Origin of the sequence: Butyrivibrio sp. AE3006, from assembly GCF_000424165.1 — a bacterium.
Lineage (GTDB): Bacteria > Bacillota > Clostridia > Lachnospirales > Lachnospiraceae > Butyrivibrio.
On record NZ_AUJJ01000025.1, the window covers coordinates 28,396 to 48,613 of the forward strand.

Below are 20,218 nucleotides of genomic sequence, written 5' to 3' on the forward strand. Positions count from 1 at the left end.
TTTCCGCTGAAATCACCATACGTCATCACTAAACCAGTTTCAATAAGCATCGCTATATTGTTCTTAAAAAATAGCACAATAAAAAAACAGATCTTACACTTACACTGATAAAGACCTGTTTTTCACTGTTCTCCGTCAATTATCCTACATTCCCAATCCTACGCGTCTTATTTCATCTAATTGCTCTGCGCTCAATGTACCTGCCTGATAAAGCTTAAGGTATTCATTCTCTACAGATGAGTCAAATCAGCGATAGTAATTAGTTACCATTCCAGTAATTCCATATTTATTGATTTCTCACTAAATCCGTATTTTGCATACATCTCATACGCCTGTTTATTTCTCGCATTCACTTGGAGTTCTATGCCGTCAGAATGTTTTTCCCTTGCAACTTCCTTTAACTTGTCAAAAAATGCATGACCTACTCCCGTTCCTCTGTATGGCTCGTCGACTGCCATGCAATCCACAAAAATAACATCCCTCGTTACATGTGAAGATGACTCTATATGACGATAAGTAAGTCCCATAATGCCTATAACTTTTTCTCCATCCTCCGCCACATAGAAAGTTTCACCTTCCAGTGCTTCCATAAATTCTTCCTTGGCAATTATCACTTTATTCTCTTTGTATATGTCAGGTCTCAATTCAACATGAATATCCTGAACCTGATTCATAATTCTTAGAACTGATTCATAATCTGTCTCTACTGCAAGCCTTATTTGCATCAGTTTTATCTCCTTAACTTATTCTTGCCTTAAGTGAGCGACCACTTCAGCGGCATATTCCCCAATCTCTCCCAACAAACTCCAGTTTACATTTTATCAATTATTTCATCAGATTTACGCATGTGATAAATCCGGGAAATATAATTTATCCTGTTCGATAGACTCAAGTTTTTTACCTCTGTAAAAAAGTCTGTAGTCATCTCCGCCTTCATATACTTCAGAAACGCATTTATCCTCATCCTCTTCAATGGGAGTAAATCCCAACATGAGTCTGGTTTTCTCAATGTCTATACGCTTTACAACATCTTTGAGGGCGACTTTTTTCCTGCACAGAATTGACTGCAATACAGGTATCTCTCCCTCTTCCAGCACGATAAAGCAATCAAGATCAGCGCAGTATAAAACATTATCCAGTCCTGATGTATAGAACATCTGCAGACCATATTTATTTATCTGTTCAAAAGAGGAATGAGGCTCGCTAATACGAACATAATCCAGATATTTCTTCATTATATCATCATCCATATCCTGTATAGATCTGAAGGGTTCAGCGTTTTTATCAAAAATACCGAATTCTTCTTTTAGAAAATATCTGTACTGATTTATTGTTTCGAACCCCATCTTACGATAAAAACCGACAGCACTCAGATTACCAAAAAGATAGATGCCGTCATAGTCTTTATCATACTCTTTGATAACATGTTTCATCAATCCGGCGGCAAGGCCTTGCTTTCTATAGTCCAAATCAGTCATAACCGTTCCTATCTGGATATAGTTTTTAACGGCCCCATTTTGCCTGAAACACATTCGATTGACAGATACATTGGATACTATTTTTCCTCCTTCCAGATAGGAAAAAGGGATATAATCGCCTTCAAAATAGCCATTCGTAACCCATCCTTCAAAGTCAAATCCGAATGTCTTTTGCGTCAATTCGTTCAGCATATGACGGTATGCGTCATCTCTCATGTAGTCACTAATTAATTCCATTGTATTTTACTCCCTACAATAGTTTTTCCGTTAAAATCCATTCATCTATCCTGCGCACGACACTATTGGTATAAGCTATAAAATACTTAAGCCAAAAGCCGCTTCCTGCCGGATTGATACTTTCAAAATCTACTCCCAGTATAGTATATCCTTCTGCTTTCAAAGTATTAATAACAAAATTTAACAGATTCTGATATGCGCCTCTGCCCCTGTGTTCCGGTAAACAATATGCCCCCGTGATATGGCGGTAAACACCGCCGGATGCAACAAATGTTTCGCCTTCGTCTGACACTTCCATATAGGCGCATAGTTCTCCGTCTTTCTTCGCTACAAAGTAACGTTCCTTTTCAGAAAAAGTTAAAAACTCTTCCTGTGTAGCAGGTTCTCGATTCATAAAAAATGGACTGGAGCAGTAATGTTCATGAAGTGCCAAATGAAGCGGATAAACATATGCAAAATCTTCTTTGGGCAATTCAAAAAACTCATATCCATCGCATGAGGCGCAGTCAATTGGTTCCATCGGACGAATGGCATCCATGCACCTCATTCCAAAGCCATAACGAAAAAGCTGCTGTTTTGCTTCCTCATCATGGTCATATAAACAAATTGAATGTGACAACGCTCCTGCTTTTACCCACTTTTTTGCGGCTGCCTGATACAATGCTGCATAGATCTTGCCGTGATTTTCCATGACTGCACCATTCGCACCCATGGGTGAAAAAACACCTCTCACATTAGTGGAACGAAAAGCATTCTCAAACGGTTCCACACTGCAAAGGAATCCGACCATCTTCTCGCCTTCAAATGCTGCAACGCCTAATCCATTTTCTGATAATTGTTTTAGTATCGGAATGCCTGATATTTCCGGAAGAGCCTGTGTAAACTTCCTCTCATAATTGTATGTACTAAGGGCAATGCCCATTGCTTCCTCTATATGTCTAGGTTCAAAGTCTTGAATTATCATTCTTTCCTCTCTTGTATTATCCCTGTGAATATGACCTGTTATTAGCTTCTTTAACCTTCTTTGCTACCTTCGCCCATTTCGCAATTTCCTTTTTCTTTGCGTAGTTACGAATATTCTCGGTTGTAAGTGACTTATAGAGCATATATCTCTCCTCAGAAAGCTCCCCACTTCCAATCGCTGCTTTAATTGCACATCCGGGTTCAGTATCATGCCGGCAGTCACTGAACCTGCACATAGCTTCCAGTTCTACGATATCTGAAAATGTATCTTCCAGCCCCTCTTCTGCTCTCGCAATGCCAATCTCCCTCATTCCGGGAGTGTCAATTATTGAAACGCCATTTTCAAGTTCTATGAGCTGCCTGTGGGTGGTAGTATGTTTCCCTGTAGAATCGGAAGCACGAACCTCCGAAGTCTTCATGATCTCTTTTCCTGCAAGAGCATTTAGAAGCGTTGACTTCCCTGCTCCGGAGGATCCTAAGAGCGCGATGGTAGTTCCTCTCATCATGTATTCTGAAAGTTCCTCAAGTCCTATATCATAAAGAGCGCATATGGCATGAACCCTTGCCTTGTCAGAAATACTCTCCACCTCTCTTATATATCTACCTGTATTGCTGCATAGGTCTGATTTGGTCAAAATAACCACCGGTACAGATCCGCCCTGCAATACAACACTGATATATCTGGCTATCCTGTTGTAGCTATAGTCCTCGTTTAATGAGGTAATTATAAAAGTATAATCCGCATTGGCCAGCATATACTGCATTGTGCGTGTCTTTGCCTGATCAGGCCTTTGCAGAAAACTCTTTCTTTCGCAGACTGACTCTATTACAGAATCGCCTATTGGGTTGAATTTAAAAATCACATAGTCACCTACGACCGGAAGCTGACTGGCCTCTGCTTCCCTGAAACTTCCCTTTAGTTTTGCAGGCACCTCTTTTCCCTGAAAACTGATGGTGTAGGTGTTTTTTTGAATCTCAGAAATTCTTCCTTTGTTCTCTGTTGATATAGTGTTTTGTTCAATATTTGTTTTCATTGTTTTGTCTCCATTTTTCTTCTTGTTATTGGTAGTTATCACATCTTTTTGGAGACCCTGTTTATGGAAATATCGCTTTAATATGCATAGAAAAAGCCGCGACAAAAATGCCACGACTCAAATCGCATAATACCATTTTCATATGATGAAAGACAGCAAAGTAAATTATACCGCTTTCTGATGATATTCATAAGCCGAGGGTCTCATACTATATTCAGTTACAATCTCTACACTGCTTATTCTCATTTCAAACATATATGATTACCTCGCTTTCTTTTAGATTTTTTACTCTTAGAGTTTATCAATAAAACGTACACATAGCAATAGTTACACTTATTTGGGTGTATTTTACACTGCATTCAACTCGGCAAACTGCCGAGTTATATCACACAGTTTCAGAAGTTTCTGAATAATACTCTTCCAGAAACTCCTTCATAAATTCATGTCTCTTTAGCGCTATTTTCTTAGCTGCATCTGTATTCATTTCATCCTTTAAAAGGAGAAGCTTATCGTAAAAATGCTTTATGGAATCTGACAATGGCCTTCCTACTTTCCCACCATAAGCAAATGTTCTGGCGATTCCAATCGCTCCAATGGCATCAAGTCTGTCAGCATCCTGAACTATCTTTCCTTCTAACGTTTCAGGACTTTTCCCTCTGTTATGGCTAAATGACACTGAGTTAATTGCCCGACAGACCTGTTCTATCGTTTCTGAAGGTATATTGTTACGTTCCATAAACGTCCGGGCATTCATGTTGTTCTCTGTATTAAAAAGCTTGTGGTCATCTGCATCGTGTAATAACGCAGAAAGCAAAACAACAAAACTATCTGCTTCTGTATACTCCGCAAGAATCATCTGTGCATTATGATATACACGCATAGTATGATCTGCTCCGTGCCCATCTGAATTCCCTGCAAAAAGCTCTTTAACATAACCTATTGCGTCACTGATTATTTTATCTTGTTCCACTGCCATACCACTCCTCTTACTCTTATTCTTTAATTGTTATCATCCAGCCTCCTATCAAAAGCTATGATTGATTCATCGTGTTCGCCTATCATTTCTACCGAGATCTTATTTACAATAGTCTGAAAGCTCACATCTATGTTTTTTACATATTCATAAGCATTGCTTAACTCTTGATCATTATTAAGCTTACCTACAGTCATATGGGGAATGTAAGGTAATCCAAGATCATAATCTTTAAAATGATTTGCATACAGTTCATCATGAATGCCTTCAATTATATCTTTTCCTTTTTCTATATTCAAAAAGAGATAATTATCGTCTGTTTTACTAAAACCATGTAATACCAATTCAAAAGGCTTTACGTCCTTTAAACTGCTTGTCAGCTTTTCTTCTAACTCCTCATTTGACATTTCATTTTCAAACGGAAAAACCAGCGTGATATGAGGACGAACCAGCTTTGCCAAAGGATCGTATCGATTTCTGATTTCATTTATTATTTCTATATTTTTGAATTGTGGGAATATCATTATCGTTCTTAACATCTAATCACCTTTTTACTGTTTTCCATAACTATTACTTCTCCATTACGGAAAAGAGTTCGGTTTTTTGATGGTTTGTAGCCTACTTGCTTCATCTGCGAAATCAGAGTGTGCATAATTCAACTAACATGAACTACCCTCACCGACTCTGCGTCGGAAAGGGTTTCTGTTATGCCGCTGTGCGGCATGAACCTTCAGTATGCCTATGGCATCCTGAAGAACATGGCATGTCCACTATGCCCCTATCCCATTGTGTTACCTTTGGGAATACTTTTCTCAAGATATTTGCAGCCCCGTTTATGTCTGCATTTGTGAGTGTTCCATCGTAGTGCCTGTAGAGTCCTCTTTTTATCCTTCTTCCTGAAAAAGAGTATTCTTTATTCTTCCCTTTTTCATACATGGGGATAGGATCCATGGCAAGAAAATCAGCCTTCGAAGTATAGCTCTCCTCGGTCAGGGCAAATCTTATCCCATATTCAGCAAGCTTATAGCGGAGCATATCTGCAAATATCAGCATTGGTATCTGCACAAAATTCTGGTTACTGATATGTCCCATATCTGCTTCCTGTTTCTGGAATACGTTATGTCCCATTACCACAACATCGACACGGTTATCCCTTGCATAGTCCGCAAGCTGTCTGCTTATCTTGTGGAACTGGTCCTTTATCCTCCTGTTCCTCTTTTCAGTAAGGATGCTCATTTTTCTGGTACGGTATCTCTTATTGCATCTCATGGCACATGAAGCGAGTCTTCCCATTTCCTTGTTGTAAAACTGGTTGATAGCCTTGATGGTTCCGCCCTTTATGACAAAGGGGCTCTCGCCAAAGTTGTTTACTACGGCAGCTATGTTATCTGTTCCGGGATCTATTGCCATTACATGGATGCCTGAAATATCCGCCATATCTGCAAGATCCTTCAGTATTTCCTTATCATCAGCAGTAGCCATGCCCCTTGTTTCCACATCCATAACGACATCTATCACAAAGTCCTTCCCATGTGGCTTTATGCGCACTTCCTTAAGCTTTCCGGAAGGGAAGTCTTCACCAAGTCTTAGCATATCGTTTGTTCCGGGGAATCTGATAAGAGAGTCATCCTTTATCCTGCATATCTGGTTTGTGAGTATGGCTGTCTTGTACTTTCCCTCACCTACATACCTGGGCATGCGGGGACGTCCTGTAAAAGCAGACGGAGTCTTTACATATGCCTTCACTGCCTCAAAAAATGACTTGTAATCCCTAAGCAGGAGCTTCAGTATCTGCTGGTTTGCCTGTGATGGAAGCCCGTAGTATGCCTTATCTTTTGTGGTCTTTAAAAGATAGTCGAGGGCATTGTAAGAAAGCCAGGAACCTTTTACCTGATATTTTGTACCATCGAGGGTGTTATTCACAAGCCTGAATACCTGCATCTGATTGGGATACAGGGGTCTGTAGGATGCCATGGCTTCCACGGCTGAAGAATACTGACGGATTATGAAATTAGCCCTGTTGTACAGAATGGCGCAGGCTCTGCAGATATCGCTGCAGTAACCATATAGTCTGTTGTTTTTACTGATTCTGAACTGCCTTGTTCTGTACACGGTTGTAATTCCCTTCGCCAAGCCTTATACTCTGTATTATAGCATATTTATAGCAAATATGCAAACATTTGTTTGTGTTAGATTTGGAGGTTTCATGGACAGTTACAAGAGGAACAGGCACTCAGTCTACCTGCTTACATACCACGTTATTTTTGTTACAAAATACAGGAAAAAGGTCATCACAGACGAGATGGGTGATTTCATGAAAAACCACGCCGCATATCTCTGTGGAAGGATGGACTGTGACCTACTCTCAGCTGAAACAGACAGAGATCACATGCACCTTCTGATCTCAATGGCTCCAGATGTGGCACCGGTAAAGCTGATCAACACGTTAAAGACCGGGCTTTCACGAGAGGTTCATTTAAGATACAAAGAGCATATCGAAAAGTACCTATGGGGCGATTCATCCCCGACCGACATCGTCAGAAGGAGTTTTCTCGCTAATTATTCATAAGTATTTCCTTGCCTGGCTGTGCAATAATTCTTTTGCCCTCTTTAATACAGGGACCTCCCTGTTTGCTACAAGTCTTCCCAAGCTGGTGCATCTGCACTTTTCATATTCAGCTAAAGCTTCTTCATACTTTAGCTTCAATGTTGAAAGATGAAAATCCTCTATTTCATCCTTGGTTAAATACTTATCGCCAAAAGCTATTGTTTTACATAGAAAATAGTTATTTATATTGTGCCTGTGGATCAGATTGTAGTAATCACTGACAACTCCTATTTTGCACATCACCTCGACATCGACGCCTAATTCTTCCTTAAGTTCGCGTCTGATTGCGGTGTTCAAATCTTCTCCTGCTTCTACTCCGCCTCCGGCAGTTTCTATAAGTGTAGCTTTTCCGAAATCATCATCTCTGTTTGCTCTTACAAAATAGAAATTATCTTCATCATCCACTACTATTGCCCTTGCGATCATCCTGTCATGATCAATATTCGTAAGCGGCCACTCGTTATCTTCCAAATTAAGCAATAATTCTTCCTGATCCATTTTTGAAAAAACTCCTCCCTTGATGGCTTTTTTACAAAACTACAGTCCTGTTAGAACAGGACTGCATAAAGCTCTTAAATCGCTTTTTCCATAAGATCAAAACGTCCCTTTCGCCAATCCGCGTACCCCCTGGGTTCATATCCGTTATGGCGATATAGTTTCTGGGCAAATGGGTTCTCTGTAAAGGTATCCAGTCTTACTGACTTATAGCCCATTTCTTTTATCTGCTCTTCTATGTGCCTAAGTACAGCTTTTCCAATTCCCTTGTTCTGCATTTTCGGAGAGACGCAGAATCTATGGAGGATATATGCTGAGTCCTCTTCATATTTCCATGTGGCATTACCATACTGTTCATCGCACTCGCCGCTTATAACATAAAAAGCAACGAGCTCATCTTGCTCGTAAACCACATATAAAGTTTCATTCTTTATGTCTTCTTCAAAATCACTTCTTGCAGGATAAACATCATCCCACTGATTAATTCCATGCTTTTCCATTTCGGCTATTGCATCCTTTATCAATGAGCAGATTGGATCTAAATCCTGCAATGTTCCCGGTCTGTAATTCATTGTAATTTCCCCTTTACCAAAACCATACATTCTCCTGAATCTTCGAAACCACATTTCTTATAGAGTGGTCTCCCCGCTTCTGTTGCATCAAGGCTGATTTCTGTTGCTCCATTGTTCCAGGCATCATCGATGAGCATGTTAACCATTTTCATTCCTATGCCCTGCCCCCGATACTCATTTCTAGTATATACATTCATTAGGTGAGCCCGCTTGCCTGTGGGATGTTCACAGGTCGGCATTACGCTAAAATAACACATTGATGCGCAGCCTACAGCGCATCCTTCATCCATGGCAAGAACAGTAGTCTGATCTCCCTCAAGAAAATATCTCCTGCTGATTTCTACAAAACTTTCAGAATACTGATGATCTGCTTCGAGACAAAATACTTCTTTTAGCATCTCAAGCCTGCTGCTCATCATCAATTCTATATCATTTTTATCAGCAATCCTTATTTCCATAGCTCCTAAATCCCCTCCTTTTTCATACTCCTTCATTGCCACTATCATCTCTTACCTTTAGGTTTAATAGCTGCTGCTTTTTCCTGCAAAAAAGAGATGAGTTCCGGTGAACAGTTCTGTTTTTGAACAACCAATATTTTTGAGGATGAAAGCTTCAGGAAAAAATAATTCCTGTCTTCGGTAATGCCGCGGAGTGCGTCATAGCGAATCATATTTTTTATAAGCGCGGTCTCCATCTGAAATTCATCGTTGAAGAAAGTATAGTGAATATGTATATTACCCTGAGTCTTATTTTTTTCAAACACCATCTTGGTACTCATCTCAGTGGCAATAAATAGTGCGAGCAATAACAGGAATGGAGAAGCAACCCATGTAAAAATGGCTCCCTTATCTCCCCTCATGAGATCCTGAACGCTAATGATAGTGGGGATTCCTACAAATATCAGCAGAAAAAAGAGCCAGTTGCTCTTAAGAAGAGCGAGCATTCTGGCCCTGTTTGCTTTTTTCAAATCTTGAAGTGAGCATAATAAATCAGTTTCTAACGGCATTTCCATTTCCTCCCAAACAAAGTCTCTATATGATAATAAAACTCATTTGGTTGCTAATGTCAAAAACTTCTTATCATTCATCTGCTCATTGGTAATATATTCTCCATCGCGAAACAATGCATAAGTGGTGATTGGAGTTGGTGCATTTTGAGCCTCCTGCCTGCTGCCTATTTTGATCGCTTTGAAAGGTATTCCGTTTTCCCCGGCGGTCTTCTCTACTACAGGCACATACTTGGCATTAAAGGGACACTGATTTGTGTAGTATAAAACATAGCCTTTTTCGTCGATATGTGGGTGCTTCGCGCATCCCTTGAAGGTCGGTGTTTCTGCGCCGTCCTCGAGCGGCAGATACCAAAGTTGTATGCCGTTGTCGGATTCATCAGCCACTGTGAAGCCTTTTGCAGTGAGGAATTTAGGGTCTGAGAGGAATGGTTTCTTCTTGGCTGCTGCCAGTATGCAAAGTCCCTTTTTTCTCTTCTCTTTGCTATCTCTGATGCACTCGTTAAGAAGGTCCGTGGAATAGCCATGTCCCTTCAAGGAACCTGATACCCACAGACAGTCGATATACATATAGCCCGGGGCATCAATTGGATTCCAGGCATACTCAGCAGGAATATATTCAATAAAGCATTTACCGCGCTCTACGCTCTTTAAGAAAATGAGGCCTTCATCGAATCTATCTGCAAGCCATGCTTTCTTTGATGATACCTGAACGTCTTTATTATTGGATATTGCGCAGCAGATGTGTTCATTTTCAAGATTATCTTTTGTAACCTGTATGTACTCCATATTGAATTCTCCTTCTAAAATAGACTATTAACCCCGTCCCCCTGGTCCATCCTTTTCCTCAAATGTTTTATTCCAGGATCCGATTTCAATGAGGTTACCCTCAGGATCTGCGATGTAGCAGGTTCTCTGACCCCATATACTCATCAAGCTCTTTTACCTCGCACCCCTTGCTGGCATAGTATGCGTACATCTCATCCAGTTTCTTAAGATCATAGCTTGTAACGCAATCGGATATTACATGAACCCTGTATCCCGATTTGGTCATATTAAAGACTGTCGATTTTACACAGCCAGTAGCGTCAGCACCTGCAACATAGAACTCTGCGATCCCGTTGTTATTGATGAATCCTGAAAACTCTTCGGATGTCAGTGCATTCGATTTTGACTTGGTAAAAATGTTGTCAGATACAACTTTCATTTCAGGCGCTAGTTCCTCACCTTTTGTCCTGGGTTTAAAAGTTCTGGTTCCTGCCGACAGGTTGTTATGCTTGATGTAAACTACGTGCATATCTTCTGCCGTTGCCCAATCGATAGCTTTGTTTATACCATCAACGATTTTCTTATAATTCTTAGTGATGTCATTTTGAATGTCGATTACGACCAGTGCTTTGTTTTCCATGTTTTTTCTCCACCTCTTCATATTTGTGTGCAATGTCACTGGTGATCTCATAAAGCTTCTCTCTGACAGACTTAGGCTCAAGGACTGTAACCTTATCGCTGCATGAAAGGATCCATGCTATCAGGCCTTCATCATCCGAATACTCATGCTCGAAAAGCAGTGTCCCATCAGGCTGTTCCTTGAAAGAAGTAGTGCCATACTCTTCCACAAGGTGCCATTTCATGGATGGGTCGAAAATAGCCTTAACCCTACCCTTCTCCGGGAAAACCTCCTCATTTGAAATGGAAGGCGCAGGTATCTCGCTTCTTTTTTCAAAGTCTGTTCCAAGGACAATTTCATCCATTCGGTTAAGCTTGAACAGCCTGAAATCCTTCCTCAAAAGGCAATATCCATACACATACCAACTGGCCCATTTGAAGATGAGATAATAAGGTTCAATCTCTCTTTTTGAGTCCCCTTTTGGTGAAAAGTAGTTAAATTTCAGCCTTTTACCAAGCTCAATGGCATCCTGGATAAGTGCAATTTTCGGGGAAAGCGTATCCTTATACCACGAGGAGAGATCGATAAGGATGGAGTCCCTTCCGCTGATAAATTCAGAAGAACCCGCCTGGATTTTCTCCATGAGCTGCCCATAATATCCGCTGCCACTGACACTATCAAGGCTTCGAAGCCCGGCAAGAATCATCTGCATGTCTCTTGACGTAAGAATCGTCCTATCCATGCGATACCCACTCATAATGCTGATTCCGCCTCCGACTCCCTGGGTAGTCTGAATAGGTATCCCTGCCTGGCTCAGAGTTTCAATGTCTCTGTTGATAGTTCTCCTGGACACTTCAAAATGCTCAGCCAGCTCCGGTGCAGTTGTTATTTCCTTTTGCAAAAGAATAGATAGTATTCCGATAAGTCTGTCTATCTTCATTTGATCACCTTCTGAATTCAGCTTAACATGGCAAACACGTCATCTATATGTCATGTTTATATTTTACACTGATTTACAATGATTTACACTGATTTGGACAAAAAACAACCCACAACCACGTGGCTGTGGGTCCCTGTCATCAATCACACCGTCAAAGCACTTGTAGGCGTCACCTTCATAGACATTTCCATTGACCCTGATCCTGGCAATTCCATAGGTGGGTCGTCCGAGTTTGGATGATCTTCATCTAAGATAAGATGCTCCCCCACACACTTGGGAACGTCGGATATCACATGATAAAATACTGTTCTTCCACTTTTTTCTCCCTATTAGCTTTTCCATACACTCTTAAATATCTCTCGCTGTTTTCCCTGGTAGTCACCAAGGCCTTCAAAAATGACTTCAAAGCCACTTTTACCAAGTACATGCTTGGATGCCACATTTTCGCTAAGACAAATGCCATACACTTCTTTTGTGTCCACGGTCCTCGCCATAACCGGTAAAAATGCAGTCACAGCCTCTGAGGCATAGCCTTTTCCTGTCTGCTCTTTTGCAATATGGTATCCTATTTCCCATTTTCCATCTTCGATTGGAACCATCTGGACGTAGCCGATATTTTTGTTGTCCTCTTTTACAAACACAGGATATACAAGAGGTCCATCTGTTGCGCCATACTGTGACATCAAAAATTCAACTGTCTCTTTTGCATCATCTTCAGTCTCAAAAACCTCGTCCGGCACAAATCTTCTGTTATCCTCATCCAGTGAGTTTTTGTGAACATCATAGGCCATATCTAATGTAAACTCTTTAATCTCTAATCTATCGGTTTCAATTCTCATAACAATCTTTCCTCCATTACATACTCATAATCTTATTTACGGAAAATACTTCCATTCCTTCCTCCTAAATAAGTGCATTTTATATTTTAAAAATATCACACAACAAAAACAGACCTTTTCCTACACGGATATCGATCTGTTTTTCACTATTATTTTTCAGATGAAATGAACCACTAACCCCCTGGTCCATTTAGTGGAACGAAACAACCTTGTCGTAGTCGTAGCCTCTGTCAGGTGTGAAATGCCTCTCAGTAAGTGTAAAGTAAACAACGCCATTTTTATTTACAGGTATGGAGATGGATGTTTTATTATCATTCGCATTTCTATCGTCAGCAGAATCAGAGCCGGCTACGCCACTAACCTTCACAACACTACTGGAGGTAAGTGGCCATGCTGCACTTTTTATAAGTTCAGTCTCTTCTTTTGTCGGATAAGCAGGCTCGCCAAGATCATGCCAGAGCTTAAGGGGATTGCAGCAGGTTTCATCCACAGTCTTGGTTATCAGTGTATAATCGTTTTCCTGATTGTTCTCCGCTTTAAGTTCAAATGAAATTTCTTTTACCTTGTCCCCCTCATCTATATTCCAGAGAATTCCGGCATAGCCCTTGTCGCCCTTAACGATCACAGCATTATCATCTCTATAGACACATTTCTGACTAAAGAGCTTAAGCTGCTTGAAAAAGTAGAAGGTCCAGAAGGTAGGCTTTGGAATATTTCCGGAAGCCACCATACCAAATCCGCCGTGGAATAGAGAGTTCTGAACACCCTGTTCCTCAAACACATCACCAAAAGTCCAGTATGAATAAGCCTCGTTCACATCTCCAAGACCCGAGAGCTGCCTTGCAAGGTAAGCAGCGTTTATATTGGTATCGTGGATAACGCCTCTTGGTGTGTATGAAGTACTGAACTCTGTAAGATGGATAGGCAGCCCCTTAAACTCCTCGTAGGAATCCACTATATCCCTTGTAGCCTGAAGATTTTCAAAACGCATCTTTGAATCCTCGAGCTTAGAGTAGTCATAGTGGCCTATTCTTTCAGGAAATTCTACTGTATAGTGATGCCTTGTAACGGTGTCCGGACGAATTCCTTCTCTTTTACAAAAATCAAGGAATCCCTGAATCCACTCTGCATCTCTAACTCCGCAGATTGCAGGACCTCCTACCTTAAAGCGATCATCATGGGCCTTTATTGCCTGGAAGGTCTCTTTAAATAACTTGCAATACTCTTCCATATCTGCCTTGTACCAAAAGCCCGGAAGATTTGGCTCATTCCACACTTCAATAGGCCACTCCGTAACTTTCTCACCATAGCGAGCCTTCAAATGCTCAAGCAAAGCGATCACCATGTCCGTCCACTTCTTATATTCCTTTGGCGGAGTAGTATTCCCTTTCCAGTAAAAGATGGTCTGTGTGCCGCTTGCAAGCTGCTCCGGCATGAATCCAAGCTCAAGATATGGGCGGATTCCAAGCTCTAAGAATCTGTCAAAAATCCTGTCTATGTAAGTGTAGTTGTACTCAACCTTGGTTTCGCCATCTTCCTCATATTCATGGTAAATAGCCACATCATCTGAAAAAAGTCCATGACCTCTGATATATGAAAAACCAATCATGTCCTGCACAAATTTGAGCTCTTTAAGATATTCTTCAGTAAGTGCAAGACCAAGTCGGCCTGTGCCTACGCAATAATCCACGTTATTGTTAAATGGAACGCTTGCTGCCGCATCCACAATTATTTTTTCTGTTTCCATTTCCATCCTCCATTTCCAGTTTGAGCATTCTAATGGGTCACTAACCCCGCCACCCTGGACCATTGTTTCAATATCTCATACAGCTCATCAAATGATGACGCGCAGTAGTCGATGTCGTATTCTTTCATAGCGCTCTCTATATCGCCTCCAGGCATAAACCAGACAGAGTTCATGCCGGCGTTCTTTGCTCCAAGCATATCTGATGTGAGTGAATCGCCTATAACAATACAGTTTTCCCTGATCTCTCCAATCTCAGCGAGCACCATGTCAAAATACTCTGCTGAAGGCTTGTTAACGCCCATGTCCTCGCTTACAAAAATACCATCAATATATCTGTCCAAGCCTGTGGTCTCAATTCTGCCTTTGGCATTGATAGTCGCGCCATTTGTTATGACAAATATTCTTGAATCCTTTATTTCCGTTTTGATCTTTTTTACCAGCTCCAGCGAACCATTCAGAAGTACGCCATTTTCAGACATTGTTCTGATGAATTCAGCATTGATCTTAAGAGGATCAAGTCCCGAAGAATCACCTTCACATTTTCCGAAGATATAATTAAACCTCTTTACAAAAAGCTCTGTCCTGCTTATGGTGCCTTTTTCAAGTTCCCCCCACAAAGCTTTGTTGTAATCCTTGAAAGCGTTATATATCTCTTCTGAAAAGGAAAGTCCGCCTGTCTTAAGTACAATCTCCAGCGCTATACGCTCGGATGCATTAAAATCGAGCAGAGTCTGATCAAGATCAAACAGAAAGTTTTTGTGTGCCCCTTTTATATTTATCCAGAATCTTTTCGTTTTATCACCATCAACATCGATGGTTTTCTCAAATACTCCGCCGTTTGCGATAATTGTTTTCTCGCTTGCTATATTTCCCTCATCGCAAGTCACAAGCATCTTATCAATTCCAAGCTCAGCTGCTTTTAATTTATCTAGACGTAGCATTTCCTGAGCATAGCCACGCCCGCGCTCGGATGGGCGCACCGAATATCCACAGTGTCCACCCCAGGTACCAAGAATAGGATGATCAATGTGATGACGAAGATCTATAATTCCTATAATTCTGTTATCCTTTTTCCTTATTGCCAGATAAGTATGTGATGGTACTTCCGTCCCTACTTCTTCACATGTCTTCTCATCTTTTCTGAGAGTGCAAATCCTGATCCATTCGTCAGCAGAACTACTTGAATTTAGCGACATGCACCCGGCAAACTGATTTTCATCATCAGCATCTTTTTCTATTATTTCCCGCCTGAATGCCCATAGATCTTCGGCATATTCACTACTTGGTTCAACAAGTATAATTTCATCCATGAAATCTTCCCCCAATCGCTTCCTTCTCTTTGTCTATCTCATCTAAGTTAATTTAGTACAAATGAAACCCACAGCTCCAAAAGGCCGTGGGCTCCGATAAAATTATTGGAGGGCCAAATCTCGTGTGCCCTCCGCATACATCTCCCACGCATCCGGAATCTTGTCTCTGACAAATTTTGCATATGCACAGATAAAGTGCTGCCACCGCATCTATGGTGGTCATATACACATAAGGTCTATCATGATCTGCCAGCCTGGGCTCAAGCACATTTAAACCCAATACATTGCTTCCGTGATATAAACGCATTGCACCTCCGTAAAATTCGGATTATAACAGCTGTAAATCCTTGTTAAGGATTGTATTTATTGCACTTTCATAATCTTTATCATTGTCACAGGGTATATAATTTTTAATTAAAACTCCAATCCATAATATATGCTACATACTTATTGCTTTTAGGTGTCATGAATGTTGCTTTCTTATAATGCTAGAAGCGTCAACAAGCCGTCAGTCGAATACTTCGATATGGTACTAGATGAAATTGGAGAGCCCAGGGAAACCTGCATTGTTATTGGTGACTCTCTCACGACAGATATGCTTGGCGCAAAAAATGCAGGCATGATATCTGTATGGTTCATGCCTGCAGGTGATATAGAAAAGCCATGAAATAATACACCATCGACTACTGTGCGTCTTCCTTCGAGTTGTATGAGATATTGAAGAATTACTACTTAAGCTGCTCTAGCAACTCAGGAATATCATATTTAAGGGTCTCAAATACTATATCAAGATCAACATTGCCATAGTCATGCACAATTCGATTTCTAAGACCTGATAACTCATCCCAAGGAAGATTGCTTTTCTCGCTCTTATATTCAGCGGATAATTTCTTTGCATTCTCAGATATCTGAATCATTCTAAACATCATAGAGTCTAGAAGAACTTCATTTCTATTTAGTTCCTGCAAATCCACGTCCTTCATATGTGCAACAATAAACACAATATCAGCCTTTATCTTCTCTAGATAATAATTGTCATTCTTAGTATTATCCATATATCCTTATCCCGTCCTTTAGTATTTCATTTGTTAATTCCAAATTATCCTTAAGCTGTTCAACATTGAGCACATCAACTTTCTTATGAAGTGCATTTCGTAGCTTCTCCACCATTCCATAAAACTTGATACCCTTGACATCTGATGAGATTAGTAAATCTATATCACTAGATTCACCAGCTTTACCCTTAGCATAAGAGCCAAAAAGAATACAGTAGTGAACAGGGTATTCATCTAGCACCTGCTTGCATTTCTCTGTAATATATCCCATTTCTAGAATCCCGTGCTCTTCATCAATCGGATTTATGCTCTGTAATTTCTCCAGAATATAATTATACTTTAAGGTTCCTTCTTTTTCTTTATCATTCTCATAGGATTTATAGGATCTTAAAGATATACCAATCATATCAGCTACTTGTTGCTGAGTAAGCTTTTTTTCTATCCTGATTTCTTTTATATTGCCCATATTTGCACCTCTCATATAATAATAGTGCAATATTTGCACTATTATGTCAATAAAAATGCAAATATTGCACTATTGTAAAGTTAAAGGTGTATCACCAAATCCCTTCACAATCACCAAGGATAATTGATTTGATATTCTCGTTTATCTCTGACTCATTAAGTCCCTGCTGAATGATCGGCCAAATAACTTCTCTGCTTTCCCTTGTATGGGCAATTGAGATGCCAACTTATTCGCAGCATCATCTCTGCCTGCCTTAAGGTATAGGAAGCATAAGGCAGCTCGAATGGTTGCTTTCTGTCTTTTCAGTCATGTCTTTCTGTCGCCTTACTCATTATAATCAGCATAGCTATAAGAACTATAGGAAAAATAAGACCAACTCCCATTCCGGCTCTGATATCGTCTCCGGCATACTGCGTAACCCTTCCAACGATTGCCGGTCCTACACTTCCTCCAAGGTCACCAGCCATCGCAAGAAGTGCAAACATTGCCGTGCCTCCTGTGGGAAACTTCTTAGATGAAATACTTATTGTTCCGGGCCACATGATTCCTACAGAAAAACCACACAAGATACACCCTACAAGGCCAATTACCTGACTACTTGAAAGTGACGCCATGAGATAACAGATAACGCATAGAGCTCCTGATCCCAACATGAACCCGGTAAGATTTATCTTTTCTCCATATTTTCCATATATGATGCGACTTATGCCCATTGTTACCGCAAACATACAAGGTCCCAACAGATCACCAAGTGCTTTGGAAAGTCCAAGCGCAGCTTCTGCATAGGCTGATGCCCACTGAGCCATCGCGAGTTCCGATGCTCCTGCACAAACCATAAGACATATGGAAACCCAGAAAAGAGGTCTTTTCCCCAGTTGTCTGATTCCCATTCCCTGACCCGCTTCAACAATCGGCACAATGGGACATGTAGCAAAGTTGTATATATTAAAAGCAGGCACCAGCGCCCACATAATTGCAAGCCATCTCCAACTGTCCATGCCAAACAGCTTGAAAAACAGCGTAGATATTACTATAGTCCCCACTGCACCCCAACAGTAAAATGAGTGCAACAGACTCATGGTTGCTTCTTTATTTTAAACTTTGCGCAGAAAAGATCTATTAGCAGCTGAGTAAAGAAGTATACAGTGGATATCAAGGCTATATTGCCCAGGGAAATTCCATAGTCCTTATGGAACTTAAGGAAAAGAAGTGGCGCAAAATTTGCAGCTATGGCCTGGGTTATAAAACCAAGGTAACATGCAAGTTTCGTTTTTCTGTAATCAGGCATTTTTCCTTTATTGCTTTTTCAATTACCAGCTTCTTTAAGGTTATTCCTTTCCGGAGCATGAGATCTCCTGTTGAAGTCATGGTAGAAATAACCATCTTAATAATCTGCTCTATGAATCACTGAAACATGAGTGATCTTATTTGCCTCGTCAGGATACTCTTTGTCAAAATGCATTCCTATAGCTTCTGCTGTCTTGTAAGATGGCTCGTTAGTATACTTGCAGTATGAATAGAAAGCCGGATACTCGGTGTTCTCGAAAGCCCACTTAAGGACTGCACTTGCAGCTTCCTTAGCGTATCCCTTTCGCTGGCAGTCCTTTCGGATGTGATAACCGATCTCCGGGAGCATCTCGCCATCGATATTCTGCAATGTCAGCCCGCAGTCGCCGATCATCTCTCCGGTCTCCTTAAGGCACACGGCCCATAGACCAAAGCCATTTTCCCTGTACCGGTTCATGTTGCGCTCAATCCAGCCTTTAACCCGTTCTTCATCAAAAACATAGGGATAATGCTGCATGATTTCACGATCTGCAAGAACAGCATACAAGGCATCGTAGTCATTCATATTCATTTCACGTAAGAATAATCGTTCTGTTTCAATAATCATTTGTAATCCTCGTGGTTTCGTATTCCTCAAAACCATGTTGCATCTGTCCCATACTTCGTCATGATATGAAAAAGCTCCGGTCTCGGTGCGTCTTTCTTTAAATCCTACGCTTTCATAGCAATGCCTTGCACGTTCATTTACAGAGAATACCATAAGCTGAACCGCAGTGGCTCCGGTTTCATCAAAAGCATAATCTGCAGCTGCTCGGATCATTTCTTTTCCCAGACCTTTACCGCGCCTTTCCGGATCCACCATCACAAACTTAAGCATTCCCTCTTTGGTCTCATTATTTAGTGAATAGCAGAAGAATCCCATGGGTTCACCCTTTTCATCAACTGCAACAAACGGATTGTCTCCAAATCTCTCTGACAGATCAGCCAGCATCCGGTCAAAAGACTCTTTCTGAATGGGAAAAGAGGTCTTATTTGCACACCACAAAGCGTGTGTTTTTTCGTCTGTGATCCAGTCCTTTATTATCGAGAAGTCTTTTTCTGCGCTGTATGCTCGTAGATTCATCGGATTTCGCCCTCCTTCTGTAATTATATATTAACGTAAAATAAAAAACAGACCTCCTTACACGGTTATAGGCCTGTTTTTCACTTAACTGTTACAATATAATGGTCGAATTACAAGCAGTCTTTTAGATAATCCGGATCGATTCGGATCATTTCAGTAAGTGCCTTGTTTCGATAATTTAAATCTTCACGAATTGTAAATCCTTGTGATTCCCAGAAAGCGTTGCCACCCTCGTTCTTTTTGAAAGCAACGAGAAGAACTTTGTTGATTCCTTCTGCTTTTAGTGCATCAAGAGCAAGGTCGACGAGTTTCTTGCCTATGCCCATCCTCCTGCAGTCCGGCGATACGCAGGTATGCTGAACTATCCCTCTTCTTCCATCGTGTCCGCAAAGAATGACACCAACTACCTTTTCATCAAGTACTGCAACGAAAGAAGTATTTGGATTCCGCTTAAGATATTTCTCGATTCCTTCATATGAATCGTCTTTATTATTAAGTCCATTTCCGCATTTGATCCACAGGTCATATGCGGCTTCATAATCATCCATTGTCATAAGTCTGTAATTTAACATCTCTGCACCCATTAATCAGTAATATTTATACCATGCATTTGATTCATATAAGTTTTCATACTATATATTATGATTTACATTTCTGACATAGTTCCCGGAAATCGTAATTTATACCTGCACAGCATG

General features: G+C 40.7%; 23 protein-coding genes and 1 pseudogene. 2 read left to right on the forward strand and 22 right to left on the reverse strand.

Features of this window, described 5'->3' with window-relative positions; genetic code table 11:
• Positions 1-263: 263 nt before the first annotated feature.
• The 7 genes from G603_RS0113100 to G603_RS0113130 form a co-directional block, all read right to left on the reverse strand.
• A complete protein-coding gene (locus G603_RS0113100; protein WP_026670510.1) occupies positions 264-725 on the reverse strand; it encodes a GNAT family N-acetyltransferase in 462 nt (153 codons plus the stop codon).
• 114 nt (positions 726-839) lie between these two features.
• A complete protein-coding gene (locus G603_RS0113105; protein WP_026670511.1) occupies positions 840-1,715 on the reverse strand; it encodes a GNAT family N-acetyltransferase in 876 nt (291 codons plus the stop codon).
• Between the two features lie 13 nt (positions 1,716-1,728).
• Positions 1,729-2,679, reverse strand: a complete 951-nt coding sequence (locus G603_RS0113110; protein WP_026670512.1) for a GNAT family N-acetyltransferase — start codon at positions 2,677-2,679, stop codon at positions 1,729-1,731.
• Between the two features lie 16 nt (positions 2,680-2,695).
• Complete coding sequence (rsgA, locus tag G603_RS20370; protein WP_051207862.1) at positions 2,696-3,712, reverse strand: ribosome small subunit-dependent GTPase A; 1,017 nt, start codon at positions 3,710-3,712, stop codon at positions 2,696-2,698.
• A gap of 385 nt (positions 3,713-4,097) precedes the next feature.
• Positions 4,098-4,688 (reverse strand): HD domain-containing protein, encoded by a 591-nt coding sequence (locus tag G603_RS0113120; protein WP_035793192.1) that lies wholly within the window; start codon positions 4,686-4,688, stop codon positions 4,098-4,100.
• Between the two features lie 23 nt (positions 4,689-4,711).
• Positions 4,712-5,224 carry a 2'-5' RNA ligase family protein gene (locus G603_RS0113125; protein WP_026670514.1) on the reverse strand — a complete coding sequence of 171 codons (513 nt, stop codon included), beginning with the start codon at positions 5,222-5,224 and terminating at the stop codon, positions 4,712-4,714.
• Positions 5,225-5,390: 166 nt separating this feature from the next.
• Positions 5,391-6,818 carry an RNA-guided endonuclease InsQ/TnpB family protein gene (locus G603_RS0113130; RefSeq protein ID WP_242834883.1) on the reverse strand — a complete coding sequence of 476 codons (1,428 nt, stop codon included), beginning with the start codon at positions 6,816-6,818 and terminating at the stop codon, positions 5,391-5,393.
• A 73-nt stretch (positions 6,819-6,891) separates the two neighbouring features.
• On the opposite strand from G603_RS0113130, the gene tnpA reads away from it, so the two are divergent.
• Complete coding sequence (tnpA, locus tag G603_RS20375; RefSeq protein WP_051207864.1) at positions 6,892-7,254, forward strand: IS200/IS605 family transposase; 363 nt, start codon at positions 6,892-6,894, stop codon at positions 7,252-7,254.
• Here the strand turns inward: tnpA and G603_RS0113140 are convergent.
• The 10 genes from G603_RS0113140 to G603_RS22055 all read right to left on the reverse strand — a co-directional run bounded on the left by G603_RS0113140 (position 7,249) and on the right by G603_RS22055 (position 15,589).
• Positions 7,249-7,791 carry an NUDIX domain-containing protein gene (locus G603_RS0113140; RefSeq protein WP_026670516.1) on the reverse strand — a complete coding sequence of 181 codons (543 nt, stop codon included), beginning with the start codon at positions 7,789-7,791 and terminating at the stop codon, positions 7,249-7,251. The genes tnpA and G603_RS0113140 overlap by 6 nt on opposite strands.
• Positions 7,792-7,865: 74 nt before the next feature.
• Entirely contained in the window at positions 7,866-8,360 is a 495-nt protein-coding gene (locus tag G603_RS0113145; protein ID WP_026670517.1) for a GNAT family N-acetyltransferase, read from the reverse strand.
• Positions 8,357-8,818 (reverse strand): GNAT family N-acetyltransferase, encoded by a 462-nt coding sequence (locus tag G603_RS0113150; protein ID WP_026670518.1) that lies wholly within the window; start codon positions 8,816-8,818, stop codon positions 8,357-8,359. Before G603_RS0113150 ends, G603_RS0113145 begins: the two co-directional genes overlap by 4 nt.
• 44 nt (positions 8,819-8,862) lie before the next feature.
• On the reverse strand, positions 8,863-9,366 hold the full coding sequence (locus G603_RS0113155; protein WP_026670519.1) for a YcxB family protein: 504 nt from the start codon (positions 9,364-9,366) through the stop codon (positions 8,863-8,865).
• Between the two features lie 42 nt (positions 9,367-9,408).
• Positions 9,409-10,155 (reverse strand): GNAT family N-acetyltransferase, encoded by a 747-nt coding sequence (locus G603_RS0113160; RefSeq protein ID WP_026670520.1) that lies wholly within the window; start codon positions 10,153-10,155, stop codon positions 9,409-9,411.
• A 100-nt stretch (positions 10,156-10,255) separates the two neighbouring features.
• Positions 10,256-10,774 carry an isochorismatase family cysteine hydrolase gene (locus tag G603_RS0113165; RefSeq protein WP_026670521.1) on the reverse strand — a complete coding sequence of 173 codons (519 nt, stop codon included), beginning with the start codon at positions 10,772-10,774 and terminating at the stop codon, positions 10,256-10,258.
• Positions 10,734-11,693 carry a helix-turn-helix transcriptional regulator gene (locus G603_RS20380; RefSeq protein WP_051207867.1) on the reverse strand — a complete coding sequence of 320 codons (960 nt, stop codon included), beginning with the start codon at positions 11,691-11,693 and terminating at the stop codon, positions 10,734-10,736. Before G603_RS20380 ends, G603_RS0113165 begins: the two co-directional genes overlap by 41 nt.
• A 329-nt stretch (positions 11,694-12,022) precedes the next feature.
• Positions 12,023-12,532 (reverse strand): GNAT family N-acetyltransferase, encoded by a 510-nt coding sequence (locus G603_RS21630; RefSeq protein WP_051207869.1) that lies wholly within the window; start codon positions 12,530-12,532, stop codon positions 12,023-12,025.
• Between the two features lie 190 nt (positions 12,533-12,722).
• On the reverse strand, positions 12,723-14,279 hold the full coding sequence (locus G603_RS0113185; RefSeq protein WP_026670522.1) for a GH39 family glycosyl hydrolase: 1,557 nt from the start codon (positions 14,277-14,279) through the stop codon (positions 12,723-12,725).
• 29 nt (positions 14,280-14,308) lie between these two features.
• Positions 14,309-15,589 carry a YjjG family noncanonical pyrimidine nucleotidase gene (locus G603_RS22055; protein ID WP_081669935.1) on the reverse strand — a complete coding sequence of 427 codons (1,281 nt, stop codon included), beginning with the start codon at positions 15,587-15,589 and terminating at the stop codon, positions 14,309-14,311.
• A gap of 469 nt (positions 15,590-16,058) precedes the next feature.
• On the opposite strand from G603_RS22055, the gene G603_RS0113195 reads away from it, so the two are divergent.
• Positions 16,059-16,256, forward strand: a complete 198-nt coding sequence (locus G603_RS0113195; protein WP_026525868.1) for an HAD-IA family hydrolase — start codon at positions 16,059-16,061, stop codon at positions 16,254-16,256.
• A gap of 61 nt (positions 16,257-16,317) precedes the next feature.
• Here the strand turns inward: G603_RS0113195 and G603_RS0113200 are convergent, their stop codons facing one another.
• From G603_RS0113200 to G603_RS0113220, 5 genes and pseudogenes are all read right to left on the reverse strand, one after another.
• Positions 16,318-16,644: a HepT-like ribonuclease domain-containing protein gene (locus G603_RS0113200; protein ID WP_026525869.1), complete on the reverse strand. Its 327-nt coding sequence runs from the start codon at positions 16,642-16,644 to the stop codon at positions 16,318-16,320.
• Positions 16,637-17,110, reverse strand: a complete 474-nt coding sequence (locus G603_RS0113205) for a nucleotidyltransferase domain-containing protein (protein WP_026525870.1) — start codon at positions 17,108-17,110, stop codon at positions 16,637-16,639. The genes G603_RS0113200 and G603_RS0113205 overlap by 8 nt, the downstream gene beginning before the upstream one ends.
• Before the next feature lie 302 nt (positions 17,111-17,412).
• Positions 17,413-18,398 (reverse strand): annotated as a pseudogene (locus G603_RS20395) (MFS transporter).
• 96 nt (positions 18,399-18,494) lie between these two features.
• A complete protein-coding gene (locus G603_RS23170) occupies positions 18,495-19,520 on the reverse strand; it encodes a GNAT family N-acetyltransferase (RefSeq protein ID WP_081669937.1) in 1,026 nt (341 codons plus the stop codon).
• Between the two features lie 110 nt (positions 19,521-19,630).
• Positions 19,631-20,092: a GNAT family N-acetyltransferase gene (locus G603_RS0113220; RefSeq protein WP_155832680.1), complete on the reverse strand. Its 462-nt coding sequence runs from the start codon at positions 20,090-20,092 to the stop codon at positions 19,631-19,633.
• Between the last annotated feature and the right edge of the window lie 126 nt (positions 20,093-20,218).